General features: G+C 63.5%; 33 protein-coding genes. 14 read left to right on the plus strand and 19 right to left on the minus strand.

Annotated features, from left to right (window positions below):
* Positions 1–91: 91 nt before the first annotated feature.
* Entirely contained in the window at positions 92–556 is a 465-nt protein-coding gene (locus tag B6V72_RS03785) for an Lrp/AsnC family transcriptional regulator (protein ID WP_075773891.1), read from the plus strand.
* 3 nt (positions 557–559) lie between these two features.
* Here the strand turns inward: B6V72_RS03785 and B6V72_RS03790 are convergent, their stop codons facing one another.
* Positions 560–2008, minus strand: a complete 1449-nt coding sequence (locus B6V72_RS03790; RefSeq protein ID WP_088734744.1) for a TrkH family potassium uptake protein — start codon at positions 2006–2008, stop codon at positions 560–562.
* Positions 2009–2214: 206 nt separating this feature from the next.
* The gene (gene rpsU, locus B6V72_RS03795) at positions 2215–2421 is read right to left on the minus strand and encodes a 30S ribosomal protein S21 (RefSeq protein ID WP_011748553.1); all 207 of its coding nucleotides are present in this window, start codon (positions 2419–2421) and stop codon (positions 2215–2217) included.
* Between the two features lie 107 nt (positions 2422–2528).
* On the opposite strand from rpsU, the gene B6V72_RS03800 reads away from it, so the two are divergent.
* The 3 genes from B6V72_RS03800 to B6V72_RS03810 all read left to right on the plus strand — a co-directional run bounded on the left by B6V72_RS03800 (position 2529) and on the right by B6V72_RS03810 (position 4727).
* Positions 2529–3197, plus strand: a complete 669-nt coding sequence (locus B6V72_RS03800) for a COQ9 family protein (protein ID WP_077701322.1) — start codon at positions 2529–2531, stop codon at positions 3195–3197.
* Between the two features lie 14 nt (positions 3198–3211).
* Positions 3212–4198, plus strand: a complete 987-nt coding sequence (locus B6V72_RS03805) for an NAD(P)H-quinone oxidoreductase (RefSeq protein WP_088735084.1) — start codon at positions 3212–3214, stop codon at positions 4196–4198.
* Positions 4199–4262: 64 nt separating this feature from the next.
* Positions 4263–4727 (plus strand): STAS/SEC14 domain-containing protein, encoded by a 465-nt coding sequence (locus tag B6V72_RS03810; RefSeq protein ID WP_088734746.1) that lies wholly within the window; start codon positions 4263–4265, stop codon positions 4725–4727.
* Positions 4728–4731: 4 nt separating this feature from the next.
* On the opposite strand, the gene B6V72_RS03815 is transcribed toward B6V72_RS03810, so the two are convergent.
* Positions 4732–5382, minus strand: coding sequence for a ribonuclease T2 (locus tag B6V72_RS03815; RefSeq protein ID WP_088734748.1), 651 nt, complete (start codon positions 5380–5382; stop codon positions 4732–4734).
* A 132-nt stretch (positions 5383–5514) separates the two neighbouring features.
* Between B6V72_RS03815 and B6V72_RS03820 the strand changes: the two genes are divergently transcribed.
* Entirely contained in the window at positions 5515–6291 is a 777-nt protein-coding gene (locus B6V72_RS03820) for a cell cycle transcriptional regulator TrcR (protein ID WP_075773894.1), read from the plus strand.
* A 182-nt stretch (positions 6292–6473) separates the two neighbouring features.
* Here the strand turns inward: B6V72_RS03820 and B6V72_RS03825 are convergent, their stop codons facing one another.
* Positions 6474–7535, minus strand: coding sequence for a hypothetical protein (locus B6V72_RS03825; protein WP_088734750.1), 1062 nt, complete (start codon positions 7533–7535; stop codon positions 6474–6476).
* 220 nt (positions 7536–7755) lie between these two features.
* On the opposite strand from B6V72_RS03825, the gene B6V72_RS03830 reads away from it, so the two are divergent.
* A complete protein-coding gene (locus B6V72_RS03830) occupies positions 7756–8505 on the plus strand; it encodes an SDR family oxidoreductase (RefSeq protein WP_088734752.1) in 750 nt (249 codons plus the stop codon).
* Here the strand turns inward: B6V72_RS03830 and B6V72_RS03835 are convergent.
* Positions 8502–8912: a metalloregulator ArsR/SmtB family transcription factor gene (locus B6V72_RS03835; RefSeq protein WP_088722268.1), complete on the minus strand. Its 411-nt coding sequence runs from the start codon at positions 8910–8912 to the stop codon at positions 8502–8504. The genes B6V72_RS03830 and B6V72_RS03835 overlap by 4 nt on opposite strands.
* Positions 8913–9127: 215 nt before the next feature.
* On the opposite strand from B6V72_RS03835, the gene B6V72_RS03840 reads away from it, so the two are divergent.
* From B6V72_RS03840 to B6V72_RS03860, 5 genes are all read left to right on the plus strand, one after another.
* Positions 9128–9484, plus strand: a complete 357-nt coding sequence (locus B6V72_RS03840) for an AtpZ/AtpI family protein (protein WP_075773898.1) — start codon at positions 9128–9130, stop codon at positions 9482–9484.
* A 7-nt stretch (positions 9485–9491) separates the two neighbouring features.
* Complete coding sequence (locus tag B6V72_RS03845) at positions 9492–10247, plus strand: F0F1 ATP synthase subunit A (protein WP_233243003.1); 756 nt, start codon at positions 9492–9494, stop codon at positions 10245–10247.
* 64 nt (positions 10248–10311) lie between these two features.
* A complete protein-coding gene (locus B6V72_RS03850; protein WP_038144344.1) occupies positions 10312–10548 on the plus strand; it encodes a F0F1 ATP synthase subunit C in 237 nt (78 codons plus the stop codon).
* Positions 10549–10639: 91 nt separating this feature from the next.
* On the plus strand, positions 10640–11203 hold the full coding sequence (locus B6V72_RS03855) for a F0F1 ATP synthase subunit B' (RefSeq protein ID WP_088734754.1): 564 nt from the start codon (positions 10640–10642) through the stop codon (positions 11201–11203).
* Positions 11204–11207: 4 nt separating this feature from the next.
* The gene (locus B6V72_RS03860; protein ID WP_088734756.1) at positions 11208–11765 is read left to right on the plus strand and encodes a F0F1 ATP synthase subunit B; all 558 of its coding nucleotides are present in this window, start codon (positions 11208–11210) and stop codon (positions 11763–11765) included.
* A 58-nt stretch (positions 11766–11823) separates the two neighbouring features.
* Here the strand turns inward: B6V72_RS03860 and B6V72_RS03865 are convergent, their stop codons facing one another.
* The 3 genes from B6V72_RS03865 to B6V72_RS03875 form a co-directional block, all read right to left on the minus strand.
* Positions 11824–12585 carry an FCD domain-containing protein gene (locus B6V72_RS03865; RefSeq protein ID WP_075773902.1) on the minus strand — a complete coding sequence of 254 codons (762 nt, stop codon included), beginning with the start codon at positions 12583–12585 and terminating at the stop codon, positions 11824–11826.
* A 98-nt stretch (positions 12586–12683) separates the two neighbouring features.
* Positions 12684–13364: an OmpA family protein gene (locus B6V72_RS03870; RefSeq protein ID WP_075773903.1), complete on the minus strand. Its 681-nt coding sequence runs from the start codon at positions 13362–13364 to the stop codon at positions 12684–12686.
* Positions 13365–13505: 141 nt separating this feature from the next.
* Complete coding sequence (locus tag B6V72_RS03875; RefSeq protein WP_088734758.1) at positions 13506–14360, minus strand: methylated-DNA--[protein]-cysteine S-methyltransferase; 855 nt, start codon at positions 14358–14360, stop codon at positions 13506–13508.
* A 115-nt stretch (positions 14361–14475) separates the two neighbouring features.
* On the opposite strand from B6V72_RS03875, the gene nth reads away from it, so the two are divergent.
* The gene (gene nth, locus B6V72_RS03880) at positions 14476–15120 is read left to right on the plus strand and encodes an endonuclease III (protein ID WP_088719503.1); all 645 of its coding nucleotides are present in this window, start codon (positions 14476–14478) and stop codon (positions 15118–15120) included.
* 19 nt (positions 15121–15139) lie between these two features.
* A complete protein-coding gene (locus B6V72_RS03885; protein WP_088722272.1) occupies positions 15140–16126 on the plus strand; it encodes an adenosine kinase in 987 nt (328 codons plus the stop codon).
* A gap of 40 nt (positions 16127–16166) precedes the next feature.
* Here the strand turns inward: B6V72_RS03885 and B6V72_RS03890 are convergent, their stop codons facing one another.
* On the minus strand, positions 16167–16547 hold the full coding sequence (locus tag B6V72_RS03890; RefSeq protein WP_075773907.1) for an HIT domain-containing protein: 381 nt from the start codon (positions 16545–16547) through the stop codon (positions 16167–16169).
* 11 nt (positions 16548–16558) lie between these two features.
* Positions 16559–18133 (minus strand): DUF5928 domain-containing protein, encoded by a 1575-nt coding sequence (locus B6V72_RS03895; RefSeq protein WP_088734760.1) that lies wholly within the window; start codon positions 18131–18133, stop codon positions 16559–16561.
* 150 nt (positions 18134–18283) lie between these two features.
* Here B6V72_RS03895 and B6V72_RS03900 point away from each other — a divergent pair, with 150 nt between their 5' ends.
* The gene (locus B6V72_RS03900; RefSeq protein WP_088719506.1) at positions 18284–19102 is read left to right on the plus strand and encodes a sulfotransferase family protein; all 819 of its coding nucleotides are present in this window, start codon (positions 18284–18286) and stop codon (positions 19100–19102) included.
* On the opposite strand, the gene B6V72_RS03905 is transcribed toward B6V72_RS03900, so the two are convergent.
* The 9 genes from B6V72_RS03905 to B6V72_RS03945 form a co-directional block, all read right to left on the minus strand.
* Entirely contained in the window at positions 19103–19543 is a 441-nt protein-coding gene (locus tag B6V72_RS03905; RefSeq protein ID WP_088725420.1) for a molybdenum cofactor biosynthesis protein MoaE, read from the minus strand.
* A 1-nt stretch (position 19544) separates the two neighbouring features.
* Positions 19545–19793 (minus strand): molybdopterin converting factor subunit 1, encoded by a 249-nt coding sequence (gene moaD, locus B6V72_RS03910; protein WP_088719508.1) that lies wholly within the window; start codon positions 19791–19793, stop codon positions 19545–19547.
* Complete coding sequence (gene pgsA / locus B6V72_RS03915; RefSeq protein WP_075773912.1) at positions 19786–20415, minus strand: CDP-diacylglycerol--glycerol-3-phosphate 3-phosphatidyltransferase; 630 nt, start codon at positions 20413–20415, stop codon at positions 19786–19788. The genes moaD and pgsA overlap by 8 nt, the downstream gene beginning before the upstream one ends.
* A 45-nt stretch (positions 20416–20460) precedes the next feature.
* Positions 20461–21519: a lysine-2,3-aminomutase-like protein gene (locus B6V72_RS03920; protein ID WP_088734762.1), complete on the minus strand. Its 1059-nt coding sequence runs from the start codon at positions 21517–21519 to the stop codon at positions 20461–20463.
* A 1-nt stretch (position 21520) separates the two neighbouring features.
* Positions 21521–23428, minus strand: a complete 1908-nt coding sequence (uvrC, locus tag B6V72_RS03925) for an excinuclease ABC subunit UvrC (RefSeq protein ID WP_077701319.1) — start codon at positions 23426–23428, stop codon at positions 21521–21523.
* Positions 23429–23726: 298 nt separating this feature from the next.
* Entirely contained in the window at positions 23727–24503 is a 777-nt protein-coding gene (locus B6V72_RS03930) for an SDR family oxidoreductase (protein WP_088722277.1), read from the minus strand.
* Entirely contained in the window at positions 24500–25480 is a 981-nt protein-coding gene (locus B6V72_RS03935) for a calcium/sodium antiporter (RefSeq protein WP_088719512.1), read from the minus strand. The genes B6V72_RS03930 and B6V72_RS03935 overlap by 4 nt, the downstream gene beginning before the upstream one ends.
* Positions 25477–25689 (minus strand): hypothetical protein, encoded by a 213-nt coding sequence (locus tag B6V72_RS03940; protein WP_075773916.1) that lies wholly within the window; start codon positions 25687–25689, stop codon positions 25477–25479. Before B6V72_RS03940 ends, B6V72_RS03935 begins: the two co-directional genes overlap by 4 nt.
* Positions 25690–25693: 4 nt before the next feature.
* A complete protein-coding gene (locus tag B6V72_RS03945; protein ID WP_075773917.1) occupies positions 25694–26533 on the minus strand; it encodes a S49 family peptidase in 840 nt (279 codons plus the stop codon).
* Positions 26534–26535 lie beyond the last annotated feature (2 nt).

Consider the following 26535-nt stretch of genomic DNA (forward strand, 5'->3'; position numbering starts at 1 on the left):
TCACAAGCAAGTGCTTTGCCATTTGGCGGTTGTGGATGGGGTGGGCCGCTCGTATCTTCGATAAAATACGTGAATAGCGGCAGGATTTTGCATGAGCGACAAGCTGGACGCGACAGATCGTCGGTTGCTGGAGGTTTTGCAGCGGCAGGGGCGAATCTCCAATGCCGAGTTGAGCGAGCGGGTGAACCTCTCGCCCTCGGCCTGTCACCGGCGGGTGCAGCGACTGGAGGAGGAGGGTTACATCCGCGATTACGTCGCCCTGCTGAACCCGCGCAAGCTGGGGCGGACGACGACGGTCTATGTCGAGATCAAGCTGTCCAGTCAGGCCGACGAGGTTCTGGATGCCTTCGAGAAGGGTGTGCAGCAGGTCCCGGAGGTGCTCGAATGTCATCTGATGGCGGGGGCTGCGGATTACCTTCTGAAAGTGGTCGCCGCCGATGCCGAGGATTTTGCGCGGCTGCACCGGGCGAAGCTGGCCAACATTCCGGGCGTGGCGCAGATCCAGTCGAGTTTCTCGCTCAAATGCGTGGTCTCGACCACGGCGATGCCGGTCTGAGAGTCAGGCACGCCAGAAGCGCGGCAGGAATACGACGAGGATCGCGAGCATACCGATCCGGCCGAGCAGCATTGCGAGCGTCAGCAGCCATGTCGCGGTGTCGCTGAAGTCGATCATCGTGCCGGTGCGATCGGTCAGCGGACCGACCCCGTAGCCTATATTGCCGAGAGCCCCCCAGGTCGCGAAGATGGCCGAGACGAAATCGGCCCCGGTCATCGAAATCCCGACCGAGATCAGGCCCAGCGTCAGGATGTAGCCGGTAAAATAGAGGATCAGAGAGGAGAGGATGTCTTCCTCCAGCAGCCTTTCGCCGAGGCGCGGCTGCAGTACTCGATGTGGCATCTGCAATCGGCGCACGGCGGCGCGGATCACCGCGCCGAGTGCCTGCCAGCGAAAAACTGACAGCGCGCCCGAGCTGGACCCGGTGCAGCCGCCGATCAGCCCGACCCAATAGGCCAGCACCATCGCGAAGCTGCCCCAATTCGAGACGTTGGCCGTGCCGAAGCCGGTGCCGGTCATGATCGAGGACAGGTTGAAAGCGGCGGAACGGAAGGTCGGCTCGATCCCGTCGGGCGCGTGGGTGTAGAGCCAGATCAGGAGTGCCGCGAGCGCGAGGCCGAACCAACGAAAGAAGGCGTGGATTTGCGGGTCGTGCCAGAACGGGCGCAGGTCGCCTCGGCCAAGCTGGACATAGCGGATGAAGGGCAAGGCCGAACCCAGCATGAAGACGACGCCCGCATATTGCGACCCGGGCGAGAAGTTCGCGAAGGAGCTGTCATGCGTGCCGAAGCCCCCGGTCGCGATCGTCGCCATTGCGTAGCAGATCGCGTCGAAGGAGGTCATGCCCGTGGCGGTGTAGCTGATCGCGCAGGCCAGCGTCAGCGAAACATAGACCCAGAGCAGCGAGCGCGCGATGTTATGGGCGCGCGGCATGACCTTGCCCAGCGTGTCGAAGCCTTCCGCCTGGAAATAACGCATGCCGCCGATGCGGAGCACCGGCAGGAAGATCATCGCGACGAAGGCGATCCCGAGCCCGCCGAACCAGTTCAGCATCCCGCGCCACAACACGACACCGCGTGGCAGCGTGTCGAGATGTTCGAAGACGGTGTAGCCGGTCGTGGTGATGCCCGAGGCGGCTTCGAAATAGGCATTCGTCCAGGTCGCGCGCGGTGCGCCTTCGATGAAAGGGAGGGCGGCGAAGATCGGCAGGCCGAGCCAGATCGCCGCGGTGAGCAGATAGGCCTGCCGCGTGGTGAGCCCGCTCGCGCTCTTGGTGCGGGTCGCGAGCGCGAGAGCGCCCCCGATCAGCGCAGTCTCGAACGCCGCTTCCAGGAAGTCCTGCCAGTTCGGGTTGAGGTCGCTGAAATCCAGCGCCGCGGGCACCAGCATAGCGGTTCCGAGGGCTGTGACGATCAGGCCAAAGAGGTGCAGGACGGGCCGGATATCGGACATTTGAAAGCGGTTCCCGCCAGAGCGAAGTGCTGGCGCTAGGGTAGGGGGCGCAGCGCTTTAGGCAAGATCAAAGCGGCGGCGATTGCGCTTTCTTGTAGCGGTGTCCTCCAGAAACCAAAAACCCCCGCGGCCAAGCCTCGGGGGTCATCGGTGCGGGCAAGCCCGCCAGCATTTTCAGGCGCCTTTTCAGACGCGGAGCGGTGCGCTTAGAGCGCGCCTTCGCGCTGAGCCTTCTTACGTGCCAGTTTACGGGCACGGCGGACGGCTTCGGCTTTCTCGCGCGCTTTTTTGACCGAGGGTTTCTCGAAATGCTGCTTGAGCTTCATTTCGCGGAACACACCCTCGCGCTGAAGCTTTTTCTTCAGAGCACGGAGCGCCTGTTCGACGTTGTTGTCGCGAACGCTGACCTGCATGTGGTGTCACCACCTTCCTAAGTTAGAGTTGCAGTTGCTTGCAGGAGCGCTCCATATAGTCACCAAAAGGCGGTTTGTCTACCGTCAAAGCTGAGAGAGGAAACGCGATGAAAAACGACCATCTCGATATGGAACGCACGCGGTCCGAGCTGTTGGCGGCGATCAAGCCGCATGTCCCATTCGATGGCTGGTCCGAGCCTGCCTTCAAGCTCGCAGTGTCCGATCTGGGGCTCGATCCGGGGTTGGCGCGGGTCGTGTGTCCGCGTGGTGCCGTCGATCTGGCGGTGGCCTATCACCGCGAGGGCGATGCCGAAATGCTCAGGCGTCTGGAAGAGGCGGATCTGTCGGGACTGAAGTTCCGCGACCGGATCGCGACTGCCGTGCGCTTCCGTCTGGAAGAGGCCGATCCGGAGCTGGTGCGCCGTGGCGCCGCGATCTTCGCGCTGCCGCAGAACGCCACGACCGGCTCTAAGCTGATCTGGGAAACGTCGGACAAGATCTGGCGCGCGCTGGGTGATGTCAGCGAGGATTACAACTGGTACACGAAGCGGATGACGCTTTCGGGGGTCTACAGCTCAACGGTGCTCTACTGGATGGGCGACGAGAGCGAGGGCAAGGGTGACACCTGGGCCTTCCTCGACCGCCGGATCGAGGATGTGATGCAGTTCGAGAAGGTGAAGGGGGCCGCGATGAAGCTGCCCTTCCTGCCGAAACTCCTTGGCGGCATCCGTGCGCCCAAGGGCAATGCCGACATGCCGGGTCGGGAGGCGCAGTGATGGAGCCTGTCGAGATGCCGACCGAGATGCGCTGCGTCGAGATTTCCGAACATGGCAAGCCGGAGGTACTGAAGGAAGTGACCCGCGCCGTGCCGGTCGCGGGACATGGCGAGATCCTGATCGAGGTGGCCTATGCCGGAGTGAACCGCCCCGACGCGCTGCAGCGTGCGGGCGCCTACAATCCGCCGCCCGGCGCGTCGGATCTGCCGGGGCTGGAATGCTCGGGTCGGATCGCGGCGATCGGCCCGGGCGTCACCGATTGGGAGATTGGCGACGAGGTCTGCGCGCTGCTGCCCGGTGGCGGTTACGCGGAATACGCGACCTGCCCGGCGGAACATGCGTTACCCGTGCCCGCCGGGCTCGATCTGAAATCGGCGGCCTGCCTTCCCGAGACCTGCTTCACCGTCTGGTCGACCGTTGTGATGCGCGGCGGCTTGCAGGCGGGCGAGCGGTTCCTCGTGCATGGCGGCTCGTCGGGCATCGGCACCACCGCGATCCAGATCGCGACGGCGCTGGGTGCGCGGGTGTTCACCACCGCCGGGTCAGCGGAGAAATGCGCGGTCTGCGAAGAACTCGGCGCGACCGCGATCAACTACAAGACCGGCGATTTCGTCGACGTGCTGAAGGCCGAAGGCGGGGCGAACCTCGTGCTCGACATGGTGGGCGGCGACTATATCGCGCGCAACATCAAGGCGATGGCCGATGACGCGCGGCTGGTCTTCATCGCTTTCCTCGCCGGTCCGAAGGCTGAAATCAATTTTGCGCAGGTCATGGCGAAGCGGCTGACGCTTACCGGAGCGACGCTGCGCCCGCAATCGGTTGCGGCCAAGGCAGAGATCGCGCGGCAATTGAACGCCAATGTCTGGCCGATGATCAATTCGGGCAAACTGCGGGTGATCCATGACAGCAGCTTCCCGCTGGCCGAGGCCGCAAAAGCTCATACCCGGATGGAGACGAGCCAGCATATTGGCAAGATCGTGTTGGAAGTTGCGGGCGGCTGAACTTTCGTGAAGCGCGCGCCGGGTGTATGCTTGCGGGCGCGCGAACCAACGAGGGGAGGCGGTCATGAGCGAAGGACGCTTTGAATTTCTGGATGGATTTCCGGCGGATGTGCTGGCTTTCGAAGCCAAAGGCACGATCGGTGCGGAAGCCTACGAAAAACACCTCATCCCGGCGGTGGAGAAGAAGATCGCCGCCGAGGGAAAGGTGAAGCTGCTCTATATCATCGGGGAAGAATTCGACGGCTACACTGCGAAGGGAGCATGGGACGACACCAAGCTGGGCCTGTCGCATCTGGGCGATTTCGCCGCCGTGGTGCTGGTCAGCGATGTCGACTGGATCCGCTGGGGCATTCAGGCCTTCGCGCCGATGATCCCCGGCACGGTCAAGCTGTTTCATCTCAGCGAGCTCGAGCAGGCGAAAGCGTGGATCTGTTCCTCGGGCAAGCTGGAGGAAGATCACAGTCACGACGTCGCGGCGACACACAAGCTGCCGACGCTGGAAGATCGTCAGCCGCCGCTCGACGAATAGCGCCTCAGCGCACCTTTTCCATCAGCGCGTTCGACAGGCTGCAATCGCGGATCGTATCGGCCCCGCAGCGGCGCGGCTCCAGCTCCTTGGTCAGGCAGATGCGCGCTTCTTGGATGCGTCCGGATTTGCAGGTGATGGTGATCTCGTCGGCATCGAGGCCGGGATTGGCCTCGAGAAACGCCTGCTCGACCACTTTCGCGGGCAATCTTACGTCGCGGTCGAGGTTCGCCAGCACGCGCGGAATTTCGATGCTCTCGTAAGCCTTGCGCTCCAACGCGAAGTAATCCGTGGCGGACAGCCCCGAGCAGCGCCCGTGCTTCTTCCACTCGTACCACGCCAGCCCCGGCGCGCCGGTCAGGTCCTCCATCGCTGCGGTCTGCTGGCGCGACGGATCGCGCTGCGGCGTGCGGCAGAAGCTGGGCCAGCCGGTCTCGTATTGCGGCCAGAGCCCGTGCAGCACGAAGCCGCGATACTCCGCCGGGTCACATTGCGGCGAGTTGCGCGCGTCGCCGGTCAGCGCGCACCACGTGGGCGACCAGCTGAGCGAGAGGAGGTAATAGTCGAAATCGCCCGCGCGCTCGCCCTCGGCGGAGACGCTGGATGTGAGGGTCGAAAGCGCAAGCAGGGCTGCGGTCAGAAGGCTCAAACGAGTCATTTTCTCTTTTCTCCTGACGCGCGATTGACTATATGAGGCGGCAATTCCCCTTCCAGAAATGGACCGCGGCAGGGAAATCTCGCGCCGCAGCCGATTTCTCGGCCCGGGAGAGATATGTAAAGGATGGCTGCAATGACGAACAAGCCCCTGATGGCAAAGGCCACCGCCGTGTGGCTGGTGGACAATACGACGCTCAGCTTCAAGCAGATCGCGGATTTCTGCGGCCTGCACGAGCTGGAAGTACAGGGCATCGCCGATGGTGACGTCGCCACCGGCGTGAAAGGCTTCGATCCGGTCGCCTCGAACCAGCTCGATCAGGAAGAGATCGACAAGGCCGAGAAAGACCCGCTGCACAAGCTGAAGCTGAAGTTCAACAAGGCGGCGCTGGGCGAGGACAAGCGTCGCGGCCCGCGCTACACCCCGCTGTCGAAGCGTCAGGACCGTCCGAACGCGATCCTGTGGCTGGTGAAATTCCATCCGGAACTGGCCGATGCGCAGATTGCGCGTCTCGTTGGCACCACCAAGCCCACGATCCAGTCGATCCGCGAGCGCACGCACTGGAACATCCAGAACATGACCCCGATCGATCCGGTCGCGCTGGGTCTTTGCCGCCAGTCGGAACTGGATATCGAAGTGCAGAAGGCCGCGAAGAAAGCCGCCGCCGAAGGCGTGATGAGCGATGACGAGCGCCGCAAGCTGGTCTCGACCGAGCAGTCGCTGGGCATGCCCGACGAACCGCGTCTGCCCTCGGGCATCGCCGGCCTGGAGAACTTCTCCTCCTCCGATCTCAAGCAGGAGACCGAGGAAGAGGAAGAGACCGCGGACAATGCCGACTATTCGGACGCGGACAGCTTCTTCAACCTGCCCGACGACAACGAGGACGAGGACGAAGACGACAACCACAAATAAGTTGTCGCCGTTGCGAAAGATCAGGGCCGCTCCATCGGGGGCGGCCTTTTCACATTGCGGGTGCGTCGTTTCGCGCCGCTGAGGATGGAAAAGGAACACGGGCGACGAATGAACCGTCGCCCGTCGCTGATATGGCGGAGTGAGCTGCTCGAGAGGCGGCCCTGTTCCGCTGCAGCTGCGACTTACTGCTTCAGCACCACCGGCTGGAACGAGAACACGGCGTCGGATTTCGGATCGACCGTCATCTCGACCCAGCTGTTGTCGCTGCTGCCGAAGACCTCGACGCGGGTGAAGTTCGCGGTGCTGCGGCCATCGGGCTGGATCATCGGCTTGTCGACCTTGAAGTAATGGGAGTCGCCATGGACCAGCAGGACCTGACCTTCGAAGTTATGCGTCTCCTCGACGAGAGTCTTGTAGAAGTCGGTGAAGCCGTTCTTGTCGTCGAGGGTCGGAAGGAAATCCTCTTCGTAGCCGCCGTCGCTTAGCTCGAACGGGAAGAAGATGTCGGCCTGAATGTCGATCAGGATGCCCGCGTCGTTATTCTCGCGCGCCTTCGCGAAGGACTCCTTGAGCCATTCGACGTTCTTCGGATTGCGGGCTTCGTATTCCGCGGTTGCGGCATCGCAATCGGCCTGCGTGCGGTCGGATTTCTTGGTGCACTGCTTGTCGGTCACGACGAGGTTGTTGTTGCTGCCCGGCACGTTGAGGGCCACGAACATGACGTTGTCGCGCTCGAAACGGCTGTTCTCGCTGTAAGCTTCGCCCGGCGTGCCCTGACGTTCGACGTCGATCGGGTTCTGGCCTTGCGACTTCGCGGCAGCAAAGAAGGTCTTGCGCAGGTAGGACAGCCGCTCGACCGGGTCGTAGCTGCCGTTGTTGGTCCGGTGGCAGTCGACCCATTCATTGTCGCCGAGGGCGTAGAGTGTCGGCATGTCGAGGCGGTTGAAGATCGCCTGCACGTCCGCCCCGATCGCCTGATCGGTGCACTCGCTGCTGCCGCTCTTGGTGTCGCCGGCGAAGATCGTGAAGTCGAGATCGTGTGCGTTCATCGAGGCGACGGTCTGGTCGATCCAGTTCGCCTTTTCCTCCGGGTCCTTGCTGTAGAACTCGTCGCCCCAGAGCGCGACCTTCAGCACGCCCGCGTCGGAGGCGGATTGTGCATGGGCCGGAGCCAACAGGGCAGTGGAGAGAACGGCGCCAGCGAGCGCCGCGCAAAGCGTGATCGAACGGGAAGGACGTGGCATATATACCCCCAAGGTAGACTTGATATGACGAAGGCCCAGAGGGTGGCGCGGTGCATCGGGCGGCAGACCGTCGGCTCGGGGCGCTTCGGGCGTCATAATACGCCGGGCTGTGACAGCCCGCTGACGCAGGGGCGAAGGATTTGTGACGCGGGCCGCGCCGCCACCGGCTGGACAGTCGCGACCCCGGGCGCGATGCTCCCGTCGAGAAGAGGAGGAACAGATGCCGGAATTCGCCATTTATCCGAGCCTGAAGGGCAAATCCGTGATCGTGACCGGGGGCGCCTCCGGGATCGGAGCGCTGATCGTCGAAGGCTTCGCCGCGCAGGGGGCGAAGGTCGGCTTTCTCGACCGCGATGCGGAGGGGAGTGCGGCGGTCGCGAAACGGCTGGGCGTCGAGTACGAGCTGTGCGACCTGCGCGACATCGCCGCGATGAAGGGGGCGCTGGGTCAGCTGCGCGAGAAGATCGGCCCCGCGGAAGTTCTGGTGAACAATGCCGCGCGCGACGACCGCCACGACTGGCGCGAGATCGATGCGGAGTACTGGGACGAACGCCAGCACACCAACCTGCGCCACATGTTCTTCGCGATCCAGACGGTTGCGCCGGACATGATCTCGAAAGGGGCGGGGTCGATCATCAATATGGGCTCGAATTCGTGGTGGGAGGCCGGCAGCGGTTTCCCGGCCTACGCGACGGCGAAAGCGGCAGTGCACGGTTTGACCCGCACGATGGCACGCGAGTTGGGCGGGCATCGTATCCGGGTCAACACGGTCGTGCCGGGCTGGATCATGACGGATCGGCAGAAAACACTCTGGGCGACGCCCGAGGCGCTGGAGGATCATCGTCGCAATCAATGCCTTCCGGATCTGATCCAGCCGGAATATGTCGCGCGGATGGTGCTGTTCCTCGCGTCCGACGATGCGGCTATGTGCACCGCGAACAACTACATGGTCGAGGCGGGTTCGATTTAATCGGGTTGCGGCGCGTTGTTCGACGGCGCGTCGCTTTGCCCGGTCTCCAAGGGCTCGACAGGTTCGATCTCGACCTGCGCGAGTTCGGTTTCGAGGAATTTCTCGAACGCATCGAAGTCCAGCGGTTCGAACTGGCCGAAGCCCTGGATCCATGTCGTCGCGGCAGACATTGCGAGCGGCTCCAGCTTGCACCATTTCACCCGGCCGCGTTTCTCCTGCGAGATCAGCCCGGCATTGGTCAGGATCGCGAGGTGCTTGGAAACGGCGGCGAGCGACATCTCGAAGGGCTCTGCCACGTCGGTCACTGCCATGTCGTCTTCGAGCAGCATCGTCAGGATCGTCCGCCGGGTCGGGTCGGCGAGCGCGGCGAAGATCGCATCGAGAGAAGGGGCGGGCGGCGGTAGCATCGCTCCTTGATGGGGCGGTACGCGACAAACGTCAACCGATCGGTTGAATATGCCATTGCTCGCATTCCCGTGAGCTTGGCGCGGCGCGAATTTGATGCCTATTTTCAAAATCGTTACGGATCAATGGGTTGCGCGGTGTCTTCAAGGGGCTATCCGGAATTGACTCAGGCTGGGGGCGCGGCTATCACGGCTGGGACCTGAGTGGGGGCCGAACCATGCCTGATCACCGCTCCGACGAGCCCGATCCCGAGCGCCTCGCAGCGCTTGAGAAGAAGCTTGCGGCAGTGAGAAAGACGCAAGAACCGCCTCCGCAACGTGCCGATCATCATCTGTCCCAGGCGAACATGGCCTGGCGTATGGTGATCGAAATGGTTTCGGGGCTGGGGATCGGCTTCGGCATCGGATACGGGCTTGATGTGCTGCTTGGCACGATGCCTTGGATGATGGTGCTGTTCACGCTTCTCGGGCTCGCGGCCGGGGTGAAGGTGATGCTTCGCTCGGCCAAGGAAATGAACGAAGAGCGTGCGGCCGACATGGCCGATGAAGAGGAAGACGACCGTGGCAAATCTTGAACAGGAAATGCGCAGTGAACTGACCTTCCACCCGATGGATCAGTTCATCGTTAAGCCCCTCTTCGGCGAGGGTCCGGTTCACTGGTATACGCCGACCAATGCGACGCTGTGGATGGCGATTGCCGTTCTGGCGATCTTCTTCATGCTGGTCATCGGCACCCGTGGCCGCGCCGTGGTGCCCTCCCGCGCCCAGTCGATCGCGGAGCTGTCCTACGGCTTCATCCACAAGATGGTCGAGGACGTGGCGGGCAAGGACGCGCTGAAGTTCTTCCCCTATATTTTCACGGTCTTCCTGTTCATCGTCTTCTCGAACTTCCTCGGCCTGCTGCCGCGCGGCTTCACCACGACTTCGCATATCGCGGTGACCGGTCTGCTGGCAGTCGCGGTGTTCGTTGCGGTGACCGTCATCGGTTTCGTCAAGAACGGCGCGGGCTTCCTGAGCCTGTTCTGGGTGGCTTCGGCCCCGCTGGCGCTGCGCCCGATCCTCGCGATCATCGAGGTGATCTCCTACTTCGTGCGTCCCGTCAGCCACTCCATTCGTCTTGCGGGCAACATGATGGCCGGCCACGCGGTTATGAAAGTGTTCGCCGCCTTCGCGCCGCTGATCCTGTTCTCCGGCGTCGGCCTCGCTGTGACCCCGCTGTCGATCCTCGCGATCACCGCGATGTACGGGCTCGAAGTTCTCGTGGCCTTCATCCAGGCCTATGTCTTCACGATCCTGACCTGCGTCTACCTGCGCGACGCGCTGCACCCGGCACACTGACCGGATAGCGGATCGATCCAGTTCACCAAGTTTCTGCCACTTCCAACCTCAAGGAGTTACGACAATGGAAGGCAATATCGTTCAAATGGGTGCTTACATCGGCGCTGGTCTGGCCTGCATGGGCATGGGCGGCTCGGCTATCGGTGTGGGCAACGTTGCCGGCAACTTCCTGTCGGGTGCCCTGCGCAACCCCTCGGCCGCCGCTGGCCAGACCGCGACCCTCTTCATCGGCATCGCCTTCGCAGAAGCGCTCGGGATCTTCTCGTTCCTCGTCGCTCTGCTGCTGATGTTCGCAGTCTGATCCAGCACGCTTTTCCTTGAGGGCGGGTGGGCTCATTCGGAGCCCATCCCGTGACCCGCAAGGGGATTTGTGATCAGGGTCGAGGGACGACATGGCAAGCGAAACGCAAAATACGGCGCACGCAGCCGCTGATGCGGCCCAAAGCGCGGCACATTCCGCGCAGCAGGGCGGCATGCCGCAGCTCGACTTCTCGAGCTACCCGAACCAGATCTTCTGGCTTCTGGTCGCTCTCGTCGCGATCTACTGGCTGCTGACGCGCATCGCACTGCCCCGGATCGAGGCAGTTCTCGCCGACCGTCAGGGCACGATCGCGGGTGACATCGCCGCGGCCGAAGACTTCAAGCGCAAGGCCGAAGAGGCCGAAGCCGCTTACGAGAAAGCTCTGGCCGAAGCTCGCGCTCAGGCGCAGAAGATCGCAGGCGAAACCAAGGCCGAGATCCAGAAGGACCTCGACGCGGCCATCGCCAAGGCAGATGCCGAGATCGCGGCACGCTCCGCGGAATCGGAAGCGCGCATCGCGGAAATCCGGGACGGCGCACTTGCAGCGGTCGATCAGGTCGCCAAGGATACCGCCGGCGAGATCGTCGCGGCTCTGGGTGGCAACTCGGACGCAGCGGCTGTGAACGCAGCTGTCGAACAACGGCTGAAAGGGTAAGACGATGAAGAAACTCTCGTTTCTCCTTCCGCTCGTGGCGGCACAGCCCGCCTTCGCGGCAACTGGTCCGTTCTTCTCGCTGTGGAACACGAATTTCATCGTGACCATCGCCTTCATCATCTTCGTGGCCATCGTGCTCTACGCGAAGGTGCCGGCGACGCTGGGCAAGATGCTCGACAAGCGTGCGGCGAACATCCGTTCGGATCTCGACGAAGCTCGCAAGCTGCGTGACGAGGCACAGGCGGTTCTGGCCAGCTACGAGCGCAAGGCGCGCGAAGTGCAGGGGCAGGCCGATCAGATCGTCGCCGCCGCCAAGCGCGACGCCGAAGCCGCCGCAGAGAAGGCCAAGGAAGATCTGAAGGTCTCGATCGAGCGCCGCCTGAAGGCCGCTGACGAGCAGATCGCCTCGGCCGAGGCGCAGGCTCTGAAAGAGGTCAAGGACCGCGCCGTGTCGGTCGCCGTGGCCGCCGCTAGCGATGTGCTCGCCAAGCAGCTGAGCGCGTCGGACCGCGCCGCGATGATCGACAGCTCGCTTTCGGAAGTCGAACAGCGCCTGAACTGATCTTCCCTTACGGGTGACATTAAAAACCCCGGTCCGATGGGCCGGGGTTTTTCTTTATTCAGCGGTTATGTTCGAGACGTAATCGCGCGGTGGCCTCGTTGCGCTCGGCCCGGCGCATCGCCGCCATCTCGACCTCGACGAATTCCATATGGGCCGCGATGGCCTTGCGCGCGGAGTTGGCGTCGCGGCGCTGGATCGCATCGTTGATCGCGCGGTGCTGGTCGAGCAGCTTGCTGCGCGTGCCGCGGTTCTTGAACATCATGGAGCGGTTGTAGAACACGCCTTCGGCCAGAAGATCGAACATCGCGCGCATCATATGGATCATGATGACGTTATGGCTCGCCTCGATGATCGCCATGTGGAACTGCGCATCGAGCTGCGCTTCCTGCGTGGGATTGCGCTTTGAATGGGCCGCTTCCATCTGAGAGAACAGGGTCTGGATCACTTCGAGATCGGTGTCCGAACCGCATTGCGCGGCGCGCTCGGCGGCTAGTCCCTCCATGTCGCGGCGGAACGAGATGTAATCGAACAGCGCCTGGTCGTTGCGGGCGAAGAGCCGGATCAGGGCGGGCGAAAAGGCGGAATCGAGCACTTCAGCGACATAGATGCCCGCCCCGGCGCGGGTCGTCAGAAGGCCGGATTCCTGCAGCTCCGCGACCGCTTCGCGCAGACTTGGGCGCGACACGCCGAGACGCTCGGAGAGCTCTCGCTCCGAGGGGAGGCGCTCTCCTGGGCGCAGGATGCCCTGCAGGATGAGCTGCTCGATCTGGCGCACGACGGCATTCGCGAGCTTCTCGGATTCAATCTTCTGAAACGGCATTTTCCCCTCCATGTGGTCAAGATGTATGACCAGATCAGGGGGTAGGCAATGAAAAAAGGCCGGGATTTCCCGGCCCTTTTCCCGCTCTGATGAGCGATTTAGTTGTTCGGACGAATGATGAATTCGACCCGGCGGTTGGCCTGACGGCCTTCCGGCGTGAGGTTGCTCGCGATGGGCTGATCCTCGCCACGACCGGTCGGGATGACGCGGTAGCTCGGGACGCCGCCATTGATGAGGACATTGGCCACCGACTGCGCGCGCTGACGCGAAAGGCGCATGTTGTAGGCCGCATCGCCGGTGTTGTCGGTGTGGCCGACGACCTCGACGGTGGTATCCGGATAGCGGTTGAGGCTGCCGGCGAGCGTGTACAGATCGCGCTGCAGATCGGGGCGCACGGCTGCGCTGTCGGTCGCGAAGAGCACGTCTTGCGGCATCGTCACGATCAGCTGGTTGCCCTGACGCACGACGCTGACGCCGTTGGTGGTCAGGTCGCGACGCAGTTCCTGTGCCTGACGGTCAAGCTGCGAACCGATCGCGCCGCCGATCACGCCGCCGACGATTGCGCCGGCTGCGGCTTTGGTCAGCTTCTCGTCGCCTTTGCTTTTCGCGCCGAGGGCGCCGCCGATCAGCGCACCGGTGATCGCACCGGCATTGCGATTTGCGTTCGGGCTCTGGTCGGGGTTGTTCGCCCCGGTATAGCCGCCCGGCACACAAGCGGTGAGCGCCATCGCTGCGGCGGCACTCAGAAGAATGGTTTTGGTCTTGAGAACGGTGGTCATGTTCTGTCTCTGCCTTCTCTGGTCGCCCCATGTTTCGAGGCTTGACGGAAGATACGCGTAAAAAACGCGCAGGTTCCATGCCCTTTTCGCGAAGCGCGGAATTCCGCGCATCATCTGCCGGTAGAAGCGGCGGAGCGACGCTCAATCTGCCTCTGCGCGGGCGCCTTCCCAGCCCAGAATCGCGCGTTTGACGCCCAAACCCCAGTGATAGCCGCCCAATCCGCCCGATTTGCGTAAGGCGCGGTGGCAGGGAATCAGGAAGGAAATCGGGTTGCGGCCTACGGCGGTGCCGACGGCGCGGACCGCTTTCGGGTGGCCGATCGCCTCGGCGATGTCGGAATAGGTCGTGACCTGTCCCGAGGGGATCGAGAGCAGCGCCTCCCACACCTTGATCTGGAAGGGCGCGCCGATCAGCGTCAGCTTCGCCTCGCCATGGCGGGAGAAGGCGGCGTCGACCCAAGCGCGCAGCGGCTCGGGGTCTTCGGTGAAGCGGGCGTCGGGCCAGCGGCGGGCGAGATCGTCAAATGTCTCCTGCTCGCCCATCTCGGCAGTGAAGCCCATGCCGCAAAGCCCCCGATCCGTGCCCATCGCGATCACCGGGCCGAAGGGGCTGTCGAACCGTCCCCACCGGATCGCGACACCTTCTCCGCCACGCGCGAAGGCGCCGGGCGTCATCGCCTCCCAGCGCAGAACCAGATCGTGCAGACGGCCCGTGCCGGACAGTCCCGCACGGTCGGCCACCTCGTCGAGCGGCAGGCGCTGGCTCAGCAATTCGCGCACGAAGTCGAGCGTCAGATATTGCTGGTAGCGTTTCGGCGACACCCCGACCCAGGCAGAGAACAGCCGCTGGAAATGCGCGGGGCTCATCGAGAGCCGCGCGGAGATCGCCTCGAGCGTCAGCAACTCGCCCGCCGCCTGTGCCGCGTCGATCTCGGCCAGCGCGCGGGCGATGACCTGATAGTGGTAGCTGTCGGCGATGTCGCTGTGGTCGTTCATCACGCACCTCTAGGGCTTTCCCCGATCCTAGGACGCGGGCGGCAGGCGCGCGACCCGAAAGCTGCGGTTTTCGCGTGGCCTTGCCCTTCGCGCGCGTGGCGGGCATTAGGAAAGCATGGCCAAGCAATTCGATTATGCCACGATGAAAGAGGTCTTCGCGCGGTTCGAAGCCTCCGAGCCCCATCCCAAGGGGGAGCTCGAGCACGTCAACGCCTATACGCTGGTGGTGGCCGTGGCGCTGTCGGCGCAGGCGACCGATGCGGGCGTGAACAAGGCCACGCGGAAGCTTTTCGCCGTGGCCGACACGCCCGAGAAGATGCTGGAGCTGGGCCTTGAGGGCGTGACCGAGCATATCAAGACGATCGGTCTCTTTCGGCAGAAGGCGAAGAACGTCATCAAGCTGAGCCAGATCCTCGTCGATCAGTATAACGGCGAGGTGCCATCCTCGCGTGCCGCGCTGCAATCGCTGCCGGGCGTGGGGCGCAAGACCGCGAATGTCGTGCTGAACATGTGGTTCGGCCATCCCGCGCAGGCGGTCGATACGCATATATTCCGGGTCGGCAATCGCAGCGGCATCTGCCCGGGCAAGGATGTCGACGCGGTCGAGCGCGCCATCGAAGACAACGTGCCCGTCGAGTACCAGCGCCACGCCCATCACTGGCTGATCCTGCACGGTCGCTATATCTGCGTGGCGCGCAAACCCAAATGTCAGGCCTGTCCGATCAAGGATCTGTGCCAGTTCGACGAAAAGACCGTGTGAAACACGAGGAGAAAAACCTTTGAAACAGTATCAGGTCGTCGGCATCGGCAATGCCGTCGTGGACGTGATCGCGCAATGCGACGACAGCTTTCTCGAGCATATGGGCATCGAGAAAGGCATCATGCAACTGATCGAGCGCGAGCGCGGCGAAACGCTGTACGGCGCGATGAAAGAACGCACGCAGGCGCCGGGCGGCTCGGTCGGCAACACGATCGCGGGGCTGGGGAATCTCGGCCTGACCACCGCCTTTATCGGCCGGGTGCGCGACGACACGCTGGGGCGCTTCTACGAGGCGGCTCTGCATGGCGAGGGCACGGATTTCCCGAACCCGCCGGTGAAGGATGGCGAGCTGCCGACCTCGCGTTCGATGATCTTCGTGACGCCGGATGGTGAGCGTTCGATGAACACCTATCTGGGGATCTCGGCGGAGGTCTCGACAGAGGATGTCAGCCTCGAAGTGGTGGAGAACACGCAGATTCTGTTCCTCGAAGGCTATCTCTTCGACAAGGATCACGGGAAGGCCGCATTCCTGAAGGCGGCGCAGGGCTGTCACCGGGGCGGCGGCAAGGCGGGGATCGCGCTGTCGGACCCGTTCTGCGTCGACCGTCACCGCGCCGATTTCCGTCGTCTGGTGCGCGACCAGATGGATTACGTGATCGGCAACCAGCACGAATGGGAATCGCTCTACCAGACCGATCTGGATGCGGCGCTGAAACAGGCGGCCGAGGAATGCGAGCTGGTGGTCTGCACCCGCTCGGGCGACGACGTGATCCTGATCCGCGGCGAGGAGCGTGCCACGGTTCCGGTCAAGCGCGTGGTGCCGGTCGATGCGACGGGCGCGGGGGATCAGTTCGCGGCGGGCTTCCTCTATGGCTACGCGACGGGGCAGAACCTCGAGACCGCGGGCAAGATGGGCTGCGCCGCGGCGGCCGAGGTGATCGGCCATTATGGCGCGCGCCCGGAAGTGGATGTGAAGGCGCTGTTCGCAGAGCGCGGGCTCATCTGAGCCTGTCCGGCGCGCCCGGGATCAGGGCGCGCCGCCAGCCTTAACGCATCAGCAGCATCGGCCCGAGCGGGCGACCTGCGAGGATATGCAGGTGGTAATGCGGCACTTCCTGCACGCCATTCTCGCCCGCATTGGTGATGCCGCGATAGCCCTCGCCGCCTTCGCCCGGGCTCGCGCCGGTCATCTTGCAGACCTCGGCCACGGTGCGGTGGAAATCGACGATCTCTGCATCGCTGGCTTCAGCGCAGAAATGATCGAGCGCGACATAGGCGCCTTTCGGGATCACCAGCACATGCTCGGGCGCTTTCGGGGCGATGTCGCGGAAGGCGAGCGTATGCTCGGTCTCCAGAACGGTGTCGTTCGGGATCTCGCCGCGCAGGATTTTGGCGAAGATGTTCTGATCGTCATAGGTATAGGCCATGGCCTCTCTCCTCAGTCGCGGAAGATGTAGTCGAGTTCGGCCAATTCCTGCGCCATATCGGAGGGGATGTCGAGCGCATGGGCCAGCGCGCGTGCGTTGTCCTCGATCTCGCCGCCCTCGCGCATGAGCGCGTAATTCTCGAACTCGGCATCGCGGAGCCGTTCGGATTCATGATGCAGGTCGGCGCGGATCGTCGGCAGCATCTGATCGAGCACCTGCGGCGGCGTATGATGCCCAGCGAGGCCCACGCGTTGCGCGTGCCCCTTGAGATAGTCGTCGGAGAACTGGCACTCGATCTCGAGGATGCGGGTCTGGCATTTGTCGCGGGTGAAATCCTCGATCACGTCAAGCTCGGCCGGATCGACGCAGATCACCATGCGGTCGGCGTTCTCATGGTCGAACACCATCCGCATCAGGGCGCGGCGGTGACGGTTGCGCTTTTCGGGGCTGGTCTCGATGCCGCCGAGATCGGGCAGGGGGGCCATCTCGTTGAAAACGTAATCGAGCGCGGGGATCGAGGAGCGTTTGCGGAACTCGGCCACCAGCCGCTTCGCGACATGCCATTTCTTGCACAGGATCAGGGTCAGCGTGCGCTCGCGCCCCAAGGTCGCCTCCGCCTCCCAGAAGCGCGGTGCGAAGCGACGGCCGACGCGACCGCGCCCGGTCAGGAAGCGATGCAGCGCGCGGCCTTCGTTCGAGACGGCGAATTGGACACCCTCGCGTGTCCACAGCTCGCCCAGACGCTGCTTCAGGTCCTTCGCCTCGGGGCTGATCTTGCGCGCGAAAAGGTAATCCTGCGCGAGTAGCAGGTCGTAATGGTCGTTGTAGAAATTCGCCGGCATCCCGTAATCGGTGAACATCAGGAAGGTCAGCGTCCGGGCGCGGATCTCGGTCTCGGGGATCAGGTGGTGGACGATGGTCTGAAAGAAGGTCTCGTCCGGAATCCATGTCGTGCGGAAGAACCGCATCACATCGGGCCGCGCCTTGATGAAATCTAGCACCTGCTCCATCGTGCGCCGCCGCAGGCACCACCATTGCGAGCCGATCATCATCTGCAGATCGCGCGGCACCTCGCGCGACAGCTTCAGCCGTTTCTGCAGGTTGTAGGCAAGGTAGAACCGCTTGGGTTGATTGCGCTCGTTGAACCAGTGGCGATAGACCAGCCGGTCCTCCTTCATCCCGGTCTTGATCCAGCCAGACGAAAAGAAGTCGAAGCTTTCGATGTAATCGACCTCTTCTGCGTCGAGAAAGTCATGCGCGTATTCGGCCGATTTGATCTGCATGCAATCGCCCGAGAGCATGTAGAAATGCGTGGCGCGCGGGAAATCGGCGACGGCGGCTTTTACCGCCTCCAAGGTCGCGGCGACGAGGCTCCATTCGCCCCAGCCGCATTTGACGCGCTTTTTCGCGAAGGTGACATTGGGATTGGCATCGAGCGCGCTGCGCAGCTTGCGGTAATGCTCTGGTTTGGCGCGGGCATCGAAATGGATCGCCACATAATCGCCGGTCTGCGTCAGTCGTTCCGCCTGAGCGATGATCCCGTCCGGGTCCTTATGGGTCAGAAGAATAAAGGCGATTCGGGCCATACGGGAAACGATGCGCTGTCACTTGCTGGTATTATCCGACTTGTTAGCCGGAATGAGCGTTGAAAAGACAGGGTTTCTTTGCTCTTTACTCGATATTTATTATGTCTGCGTCACCCATTCACGGGTGCGCGACCTTCTGGAGGGCTTTGAATGGGATTTCCCGGAACCTGGATGACCGAGAGCGAAAGCATGGTGTATCGCGTCGTGCCGAAATGCGCCTGCTCCTCCATCGGGCAGATCATGTTCTATTCCGACCACGGGAAATTCTTCGACGGCGATATCCACGATTCCAAGACCGGGCTGCATAAGTGGTCGCAGGAGGAAAGCCAGACGCCGATCACCGAGAACGTGGTGGCGCACAAAAGCTACGCCTTCACCTGCGTTCGCAACCCGTATCAGCGCATCCTGTCGAGCTTCTTCGACAAGATCGCGGGCATCCAGCGCAACGGCAAACGCTATCGCGGAAATCTGGTGCCGCAGCTGGTGCAGAAATACGGGATCGAGGTCGGCTCGCCGGAAGATAACTTCGATTTCGACCAGATCGCCTCGTTCCGCCGCTTCTTGCTGTTCGCGCGCGACACGATCCGCTGGCGCCGCCCGATGGAGCCGGACATTCACTGGTCGGCCATGTCGGGCCATATCTCGACCTTCATCGTCAACGGCGGGCGCTACGACAACATCTTCTTCACCGAGAAATTCAACGAAGGGATGCAGTCGGTGCTCGACGCGGTCGAGACGCCGGTGAAGGTCGATCTGGCCGACGTGCCGCGGTTCAACGAATCCGAAGGGCACGGGCCGAAGCGTGCGCATAAGGTCAGCGATTATTTTGACGACCTGTCGCGCCACCTGATCTGGGAAATCTACAAGAAGGATTTCCAGCTGTTCCAATACGACTTCGACGATCCGGACAACAAGATGCCGGTGGGCGAGGTCGATCTGGACGAGGTGCACGCAAAGCTGGGCGACTGATCACCAGCGTTTCAGCGCGTCCTCATCCTCATCCTTCGCGGCGACCCAGGAGGTGCCTTCGGGCCCGTGTTCCTTCTTCCAGAAGGGCGCGCGGGATTTCAGGTAATCCATCAGGAATTCGGCCGCCTCGAAGGCAGCGACGCGGTGGCGTGCGGCGGTGGCGACCATCATGATTTGCTCGCCCACGACGAGACGTCCATGGCGGTGGATCACGGTCACGTCCGACAGGGACCAACGCTCGACCGCCTGATCCACGATACCCGCGATCGCGCGCTCGGTCATGCCGGGGTAATGCTCCAGCTCCAGCGCCTCCATCGCGCCGGTGTCGTCGCGTACGATGCCGGTGAAGCTAACGACCGCGCCGACATCCGCGCGGCCCGTGCCGAAATCGGCAAGCTCTGCGCCCAGATCGAAGGGCTCGGCCTGAACGGAGACTTTCATCTCAGCCTCCCGTCATCGGCGGGAAGAAGGCCACCTCGCGCACACCTTCGAGCGGCGCATCGAACTCTGCCAGATCCTGATCGAGCGCGACCCGCAGCGCCGAGACGTCGGCAAAGGCCGCCTCGTAGCGCGGCTCGCGCGCTTTCAGCTCCTCGACCAGATCGGCCACTGTTTTTGCCTCGGTCTCGACCTTTTCCCTCGGCAGGCCGATCCGCTCGCGGACCCATGCGAAATAGAGAACGTCAATCATGGCTCGGCTCCTTCAGATAGGGCAGGGCCTTGCGGAAATAGTCCCAGCCGGTGATCGCGGTCAGCACGGCGGCGATCCAGATCAGCGCAAGCCCCACATGGGTCGCGACATCGGCGGGGGTGGCCCCCATGCGGATATCACCTTCCCCCGCGCGCGGGGCCTGACCCTGTTCGAGATAGGCGAGCCCGGTGCCGAGGAACAGCACGGCGATCGCCACCATCTGCGCGGTCGTTTTCCACTTCGCGAGCTTGGTCACCCGCAGCCGCCCGGCATCCGCGCCGAGGAATTCGCGCAGCCCCGAGACGAAGACCTCGCGGAACAGGATCACGGTGGCGGGCAGGATCAGCCAGGGGTTCATGCCCGAGTAGCCGGTCAGCACCACAAGCGCGATCACCACCATCGCCTTGTCTGCGATCGGGTCGAGCATCGCGCCGAAGCGGCTCTCCTGTTTCCACGCCCGGGCAAGGTAGCCATCGAACCAGTCGGTGATTGCTGCGCCGATGAACAGCGCGAGCGCCAGCCAGTCGGCCCAGGGCCGCGAGAAATAGAGGAACATGACCGCCACGCCCGGGGCAGCCAAGAGCCTGAGCACGGTCAGGATATTGGGAAGGGTCCATTTCATGGGAGGCAACCTAGCTGCGTGCTTGGCAAAGCGGAAGAGGGCGCGTTAACGGGTCGCGGGATCGCGATATGCATGCACCGTGCCGCGTCGGTCGGTCACATGCCAGTCTCCGGGACTGTCCCCCGGCGTGAAATGGTCGGACGTGATCGGCACTTTGCCATGCCCACCGGGGATGTCGAGCACATAGGTCGGCAGCATGGTGCCCGAGCAGCGGCGGCGCAGCTCGGCCATCAGCGCGCGGCCTTCCGCGATGGTGGTGCGGAAATGCGAGGTACCGCGCGCGAGGTCGCAATGGTGCAGGTAATAGGGTTTGACGCGCAGCTTGGTCAGGGCGCGGAACAGGCCCTCCAACGCGTCGGCACTGTCGTTGATGCCCCGCAGCAGTACGGTTTGCGACAGCATTGGGATGCCGCGATCGACAAGTCGGGCGATGGCGTCGCGAGCGACAGGCGTAAGTTCCTGCGCGTGGTTGGTATGCAGCACGATCCACGCAGTAGGCGCATTGCGCAACAGAGCGCAAAGCTGATCGGTGATGCGCTCTGGCGCGACGACCGGAACGCGGGTGTGGAGCCGGACCTGGTCGAGATGGGGGATGCCGGAAAGACGCTCCAGCACCGCGCCGAGCCTGCGCGTCGAGAGCGTCAGCGGATCGCCTCCGGTCAGGATCACCTCGCGAATGGCCGGGGTCGCGGCGATATAGTCGAGCGCCTGCGTCAATTGGTCTTCCGGCAGCGGCCCGTTCTCCCCCACCGTCTCGCGGCGGAAGCAGAAGCGGCAATAAACATCGCAGGTCTTGGTGATGTGCAGGATCACCCGGTCCGGATAGCGATGCGTCAGCCCGGGCGCTGGGGAATGGGCATCGTCGCCGATGGGGTCTTCCATTTCTTCGGGGCGGGTCACCAACTCCGCCGCGGAGGGCACGAATTGCGCGGCCACCGGATCGGTCGGATCGGCGATGGCCCCACGCATCTCGGGTGTCACGCGGATGCGGAATTCCTTGGCGACGCGCTCCAGATCGACGCGCGCCCCCGAGGCGGTCAGACCGTCGCGTTCGAGATCGGCCACGCGGGTCAGCGCGCGGGGGTGGCGGCTGTGATCGGTCATCTCAGCCCTTCTCGTTGAAGAAATTGTGGATGGTCTCGGCCATCGCCTCGGAAATGCCGTCGACCTCCATAAGATCGATCGGGGCCGCGCGGCTCACCGCCTTGGCGGAGCCGAAATGCGCCAGCAGCGCGCGTTTGCGGGCCGCGCCGATGCCCGGAATTTCATCCAGCGGGTTCGCCATCTGCGCCTTGGCGCGTTTCGCGCGGTGCGTCCCGATGGCCCAGCGGTGCGCCTCGTCGCGCAGGCGCTGGATGTAATAGAGGACCGGCGATTGCCGGGGCAGGGCGATCGGGCGCTGGCCGGTACGGTGGAATTCTTCCTTGCCGTGGTCGCGGTCGACGCCCTTCGCGACGCCGACCATCGCGACGTCGCTCACGCCCATCTCGTCCATGATCTCGCGCACCGCCGAGACCTGCCCGGCGCCGCCGTCGATGAGCAGCAGATCGGGCCAGGATTCGGATTTGCGCTCTGGGTCTTCCTTCAGCAAGCGGGTGAAGCGGCGCGTCAGTACCTCTTTCATCATCCCGAAGTCGTCGCCCGGCGTCAGGTCGGCGTTCTTGATGTTGAACTTACGATACTGGCTCTTGATGAATCCTTCCGGCCCCGCGACGATCATCCCGCCCACGGCATGCGCGCCCTGAATATGCGAGTTGTCGTAGACCTCGATCCGCTGCGGTGGCTTCTCCAGCCCGAAAGCTTCGGCCACGCCGGCCAGCAGCTTCGCCTGCGCCGCGGATTCTGACATCTTCCGACCGAGGCTCTCGCGGGCGTTGCGCGCGGCGTTCTCGACGAGTTCGGCTTTCTCGCCCCGTTGCGGCACGGTGATCTCGACCTTGCGCTCGGCGCGCTCGGAGAGGAATTCGCTTACCAGTTCCTCATCCTCGACCGGGTGCGACAGCAGGATCAGCTTCGGCGGCGGGCGGTTGGTGTAGAACTGCGCGATGAAGGCCTGCAGGATTTCGGGCGCCTCGGCGCCGGAGCCGGTCTTCGGGTAGAAGTCGTGGTTGCCCCAGCTCTGGTTCGCGCGGATGAAGAAAACCTGAACACAGGCCTGCCCGCCTTCCTGATGGAGCGCGATGACATCGGCCTCGGCGGTGGTACGAGGATTGATCCCCTGGCTTTGCTGCACGTTGGTCAGCGCCTTGATCCGGTCACGGAGCGCAGCGGCGCGCTCGAACTCCATATCGTCCGAGGCTTGCTGCATCTGCTCCGCCAATTCGCGCTGGATCGTGGTGGACTTGCCCTGCAGGAAGCGCTTCGCATCGTCGACCAGCGCTGCGTAATCCTCCTCGGAGATCTTGCCGACGCAAGGCCCCGAACAGCGTTTGATCTGGTATTGGAGACAGGGGCGTGTGCGGGTCTCGAACATCGAATCCGAGCAGTTGCGCAGCAGGAACACCCGCTCCAGCTGGTTCAGCGTGCGGTTCACCGCGCCAGCGCTCGCGAAGGGGCCGAAGTAATGTCCCTTCTCTTTGCGCGCGCCGCGATGCTTCTTGATCATCGGGTAGGGGTGATCGGTCGCGATCAGGATGTTGGGGAAGCTCTTGTCGTCGCGTGCGAGAACGTTGTAGCGCGGCTTGAGCTGCTTGATCAGGTTCTGCTCGAGCAGCAGCGCCTCGGTCTCGGTCCGCGTCGTGAGGAACATCATCGAGGCGGTCTCGAAGATCATCCGCGCGATCCGTGCCGAGTGTCCCGAAGGCCGCGCATAGTTCGAAACCCGCGCCTTCAGGTTGCGCGCCTTGCCCACATAGAGCACCTCGCCCTTCGCGTTCAGCATCCGGTACACGCCGGGCGAGCCGTCGAGACGCTTGAGGTAATCCGCGATCAGAGCATGGCCCGTCAGCCCGTGTTGCGGGCGCGTGGCCGCCGGGGGATCGAGGGTGTCCTTGTTGTTCTCGTCATCATTCATGAGCAGGCTTCGATTCTCCCCCGTGGCTGCAACCTCGCGCGGCCGTTTTCAAGAAAAAACATGTCCACGAAATTTGGGGATAAGTCTGTTGGCAAACATGTGGGACCGCGGGTTCCGACCTTAATATAAGGGTTGATCGAGTGTTTGCCCGTTTTTTGAGCAATTGCGGAGCGCATTGATTTCATTGAGAAATTTTCTGCACATTTGCCAAGCTATTGAAAGGATTAATACTTTTGTGACGGTCTCGTTACAGGCCGCCGCGCAGTGCACAACTTCGGCCTGTGATTCGATTTCAGGCTCATTCCGGACCTAATACATCGGGCGTCCGCCAGCCTAGATGTTGGCCGCCATCTACGCAGAGCAACTGCCCTGTGACGGCCGGCGCATCCATGAAATATCCCAGCGCTGCAACGATATCCGCAGGGTCCGCGCCACGCTCAAGGATCGTCGCCGCGCGCTGCCGGTTGAAGTGATCTTCCGACTGGCGCGCGCCCTGCAGGGTGGGGCCGGGGCCGATCGCGTTCACCCGGATATCGGGGGCCAGCGCCTGCGCGCCGGTCTGGGTCAGCGTCCACAGCCCCATCTTCGCGAGTGAGTAGGTCATGAACTCGGGCGTCAGCTTGCGCATCCGCTGATCGACCATGTTGACCACCAGGGCACGGGCCTTGGGTTCCGCGCCTGAGCGGTCGGCTTGCGGGGCCTGTGCCGCGAAATGCTGGATCAGCACGAAGGGCGCGCGGAGGTTGGAGCCGATATGCCGGTCCCAGCTTTCGCGCGTGGCCGAGCGGATCGTGTCGTATTCGAAGATCGAGGCGTTGTTGATCAGCAGATCGAGCGGCCCGTCGAGCAGTTGCGCCGCATGCGGCACCAGGGCCGCCGTCGCTGCCTCGTCCAGCAGGTCGGCCTGTAGGATCTCGGCGCGCACGCCCTTCGCGCGGGCCTCCGCTGCCGTGGCCTCCGCGTCCTCCGCGGAGCCGTGATAGTGGATCGCGACGTCCAGGCCGCGTTCGGCCAGATAAAGCGCCATCGCGCGCCCCAGCCGCTTCGCGCCGCCTGTCACCAATGCTCGTTTCATGCGCTGCCTCCAATGAAGAGGGCCACCATATAGGCCAGATAAGCCACGGAAAAAGCGATACCGACGCCGCGGGTGATCACGCGGTTGCCGAAGATGAATGGCGCGAGCGCGATCGAGGCGGCTGCCATGACCCAAAGGTCGATCTGCAGCATCTGCCGAGGCACCGGAATATCGCCGAACAGCCCCGCAACGCCGATGATGCAGAGCAGGTTGAAGATGTTCGAGCCCACGACGTTGCCGAGCGCGAGGTCCGAGCGGCCTTTCATCGCCGCCGTGATCGAGGTCGCCAGCTCCGGCAGCGAGGTGCCGAGCGCCACCAGCGTCAGGCCGATCACCGCATCCGAGATGCCCATGGCGCTGGCGATCTCCGATGCGCCGCTGACCAACCAGTTCGCGCCCAGCGGCAAGCCGACGAGGCCCGCGAGAACGTAAAGCCCGATCCGCCAGAGCGGCATCTTCGGATCGACGCTTTCGATCTCTTCATTCGCCTCGGTCTCGGCCGCGCTCCCGTTGCCGCGATTGGCGCGATGGGCGCGCGCCTCGCGGATCTGCCGGAACAGGACGATGCTCAGAGCAAAGAGCAGAAGCAGCCCCTGCGCCCAGCGGATCGGGCCCATGAAACAGACGAGAATGAACAGAATCGTCGCGCCCATCATCAGCACGAAGCTTTCGCGCGTGTCGTGCAGGTCGGTGCGGATCGCGGAGATGATCGCCGGCAGTCCCAGCACCAGCAGGATATTCGCGATATTCGAGCCCACGACGTTTCCGAGCGCGATGCTCGGCGCATTGTCGAGGACGGCGGCGACGGAGACCATCAGCTCGGGCGCGGAGGTGCCGAAGGCCACGACAGTAAGCCCGACGATCAGCGCCGGAATGCCAAGGCGCAGCGACATCGCCACCGCGCCTTTCACCAGCAGATCGCCCGCCACGACCAGCAACGCCAGCCCGGCAATGATCTCGCCGAAATCCCAGATCATGACCGGCGCTCCGTCTTCTTGCTCTTGGTCTTGGAGGTCGTCTTGCAGGGGCAGGGGCCGCGTCCGATTTTCGGACGTCCGCAATCGGGACAACGTGCCGACAGCCGGCCCGGACCGCGCGGGCCCTTGATCTTCGGCATCCGCAGCTTGCCGAACATGGCGAGCACCGCCATGACGACCAGGAAGAGGGTCATGCCCTTGATGAGCATCGGGTTACAGCCCGTAGCGCGCCCAGAGCGCGCGCTCTTCGGTCGTGTCGATAAGTGCGCCTGCCGTCGCCGCCGCCATCTCGCCGCCGATCTGCGCGCCGAAACGCCGGAAGAGAGAACGCTTGGGCGCATAGGGCACGATGCGTGTCTTCTCGCCGTAGATTTCTTTCAGCTTCGGTACCGCATGGGCCAGCCCGTCGATCAGGCCGGTCTTCTCGGCCAGCGCTTGTCGCCCGGTCCAGATATCGCCGGTAAAGAGGTCGCGATCCGAGGCCAGTTTTGCACCGCGCCGGGACTCGACATGTTCCTTGAAGCTGACATGCATGTCCTCGAGCAGCTTGTTCAGCCGCGCGACGTCCTCGTCCTTTTCTGGGCGGAACGGGTCCATGAAACTTTTCGAGCCGCCCGCCGTGTGCACACGGCGCTGGATTCCGTGACGGCTGATGAACTCGTCGAGGCCGAACCCTGCCGAGATCACACCGATCGAGCCCACGACCGAAGTCGGGTCGGCCCAGATCTGGTCGGCGGCGCAGGCGAGCCAATAGCCGCCCGAGGCCGCGACGTCTTCGACGAAGGCATGCACGGGAATACCTTTTTCGTCCGCGAGCCTGCGGATACGCCCCGCGATCAGCGCCGATTGCACGGGCGATCCGCCGGGCGAATTGATCATCAGGGCCACCGCCGCCGGTTTCCCGCGGGAAAAAGCCCGCTCGATGATCGGGGCCATCGCGGCATCCGACAGGCCGGGCGATCCCGGGCGCGAGATGCCAATGGCACCGTGCAGACGGATCACCGCGACGAAGGGCGATTTCTTGACGAAGGGGAGGCGTTGGATCAGGCTCATGT

Origin of the sequence: Thioclava sp. F34-6 (genome assembly GCF_002213235.1) — a bacterium.
Lineage (GTDB): Bacteria > Pseudomonadota > Alphaproteobacteria > Rhodobacterales > Rhodobacteraceae > Thioclava > Thioclava nitratireducens.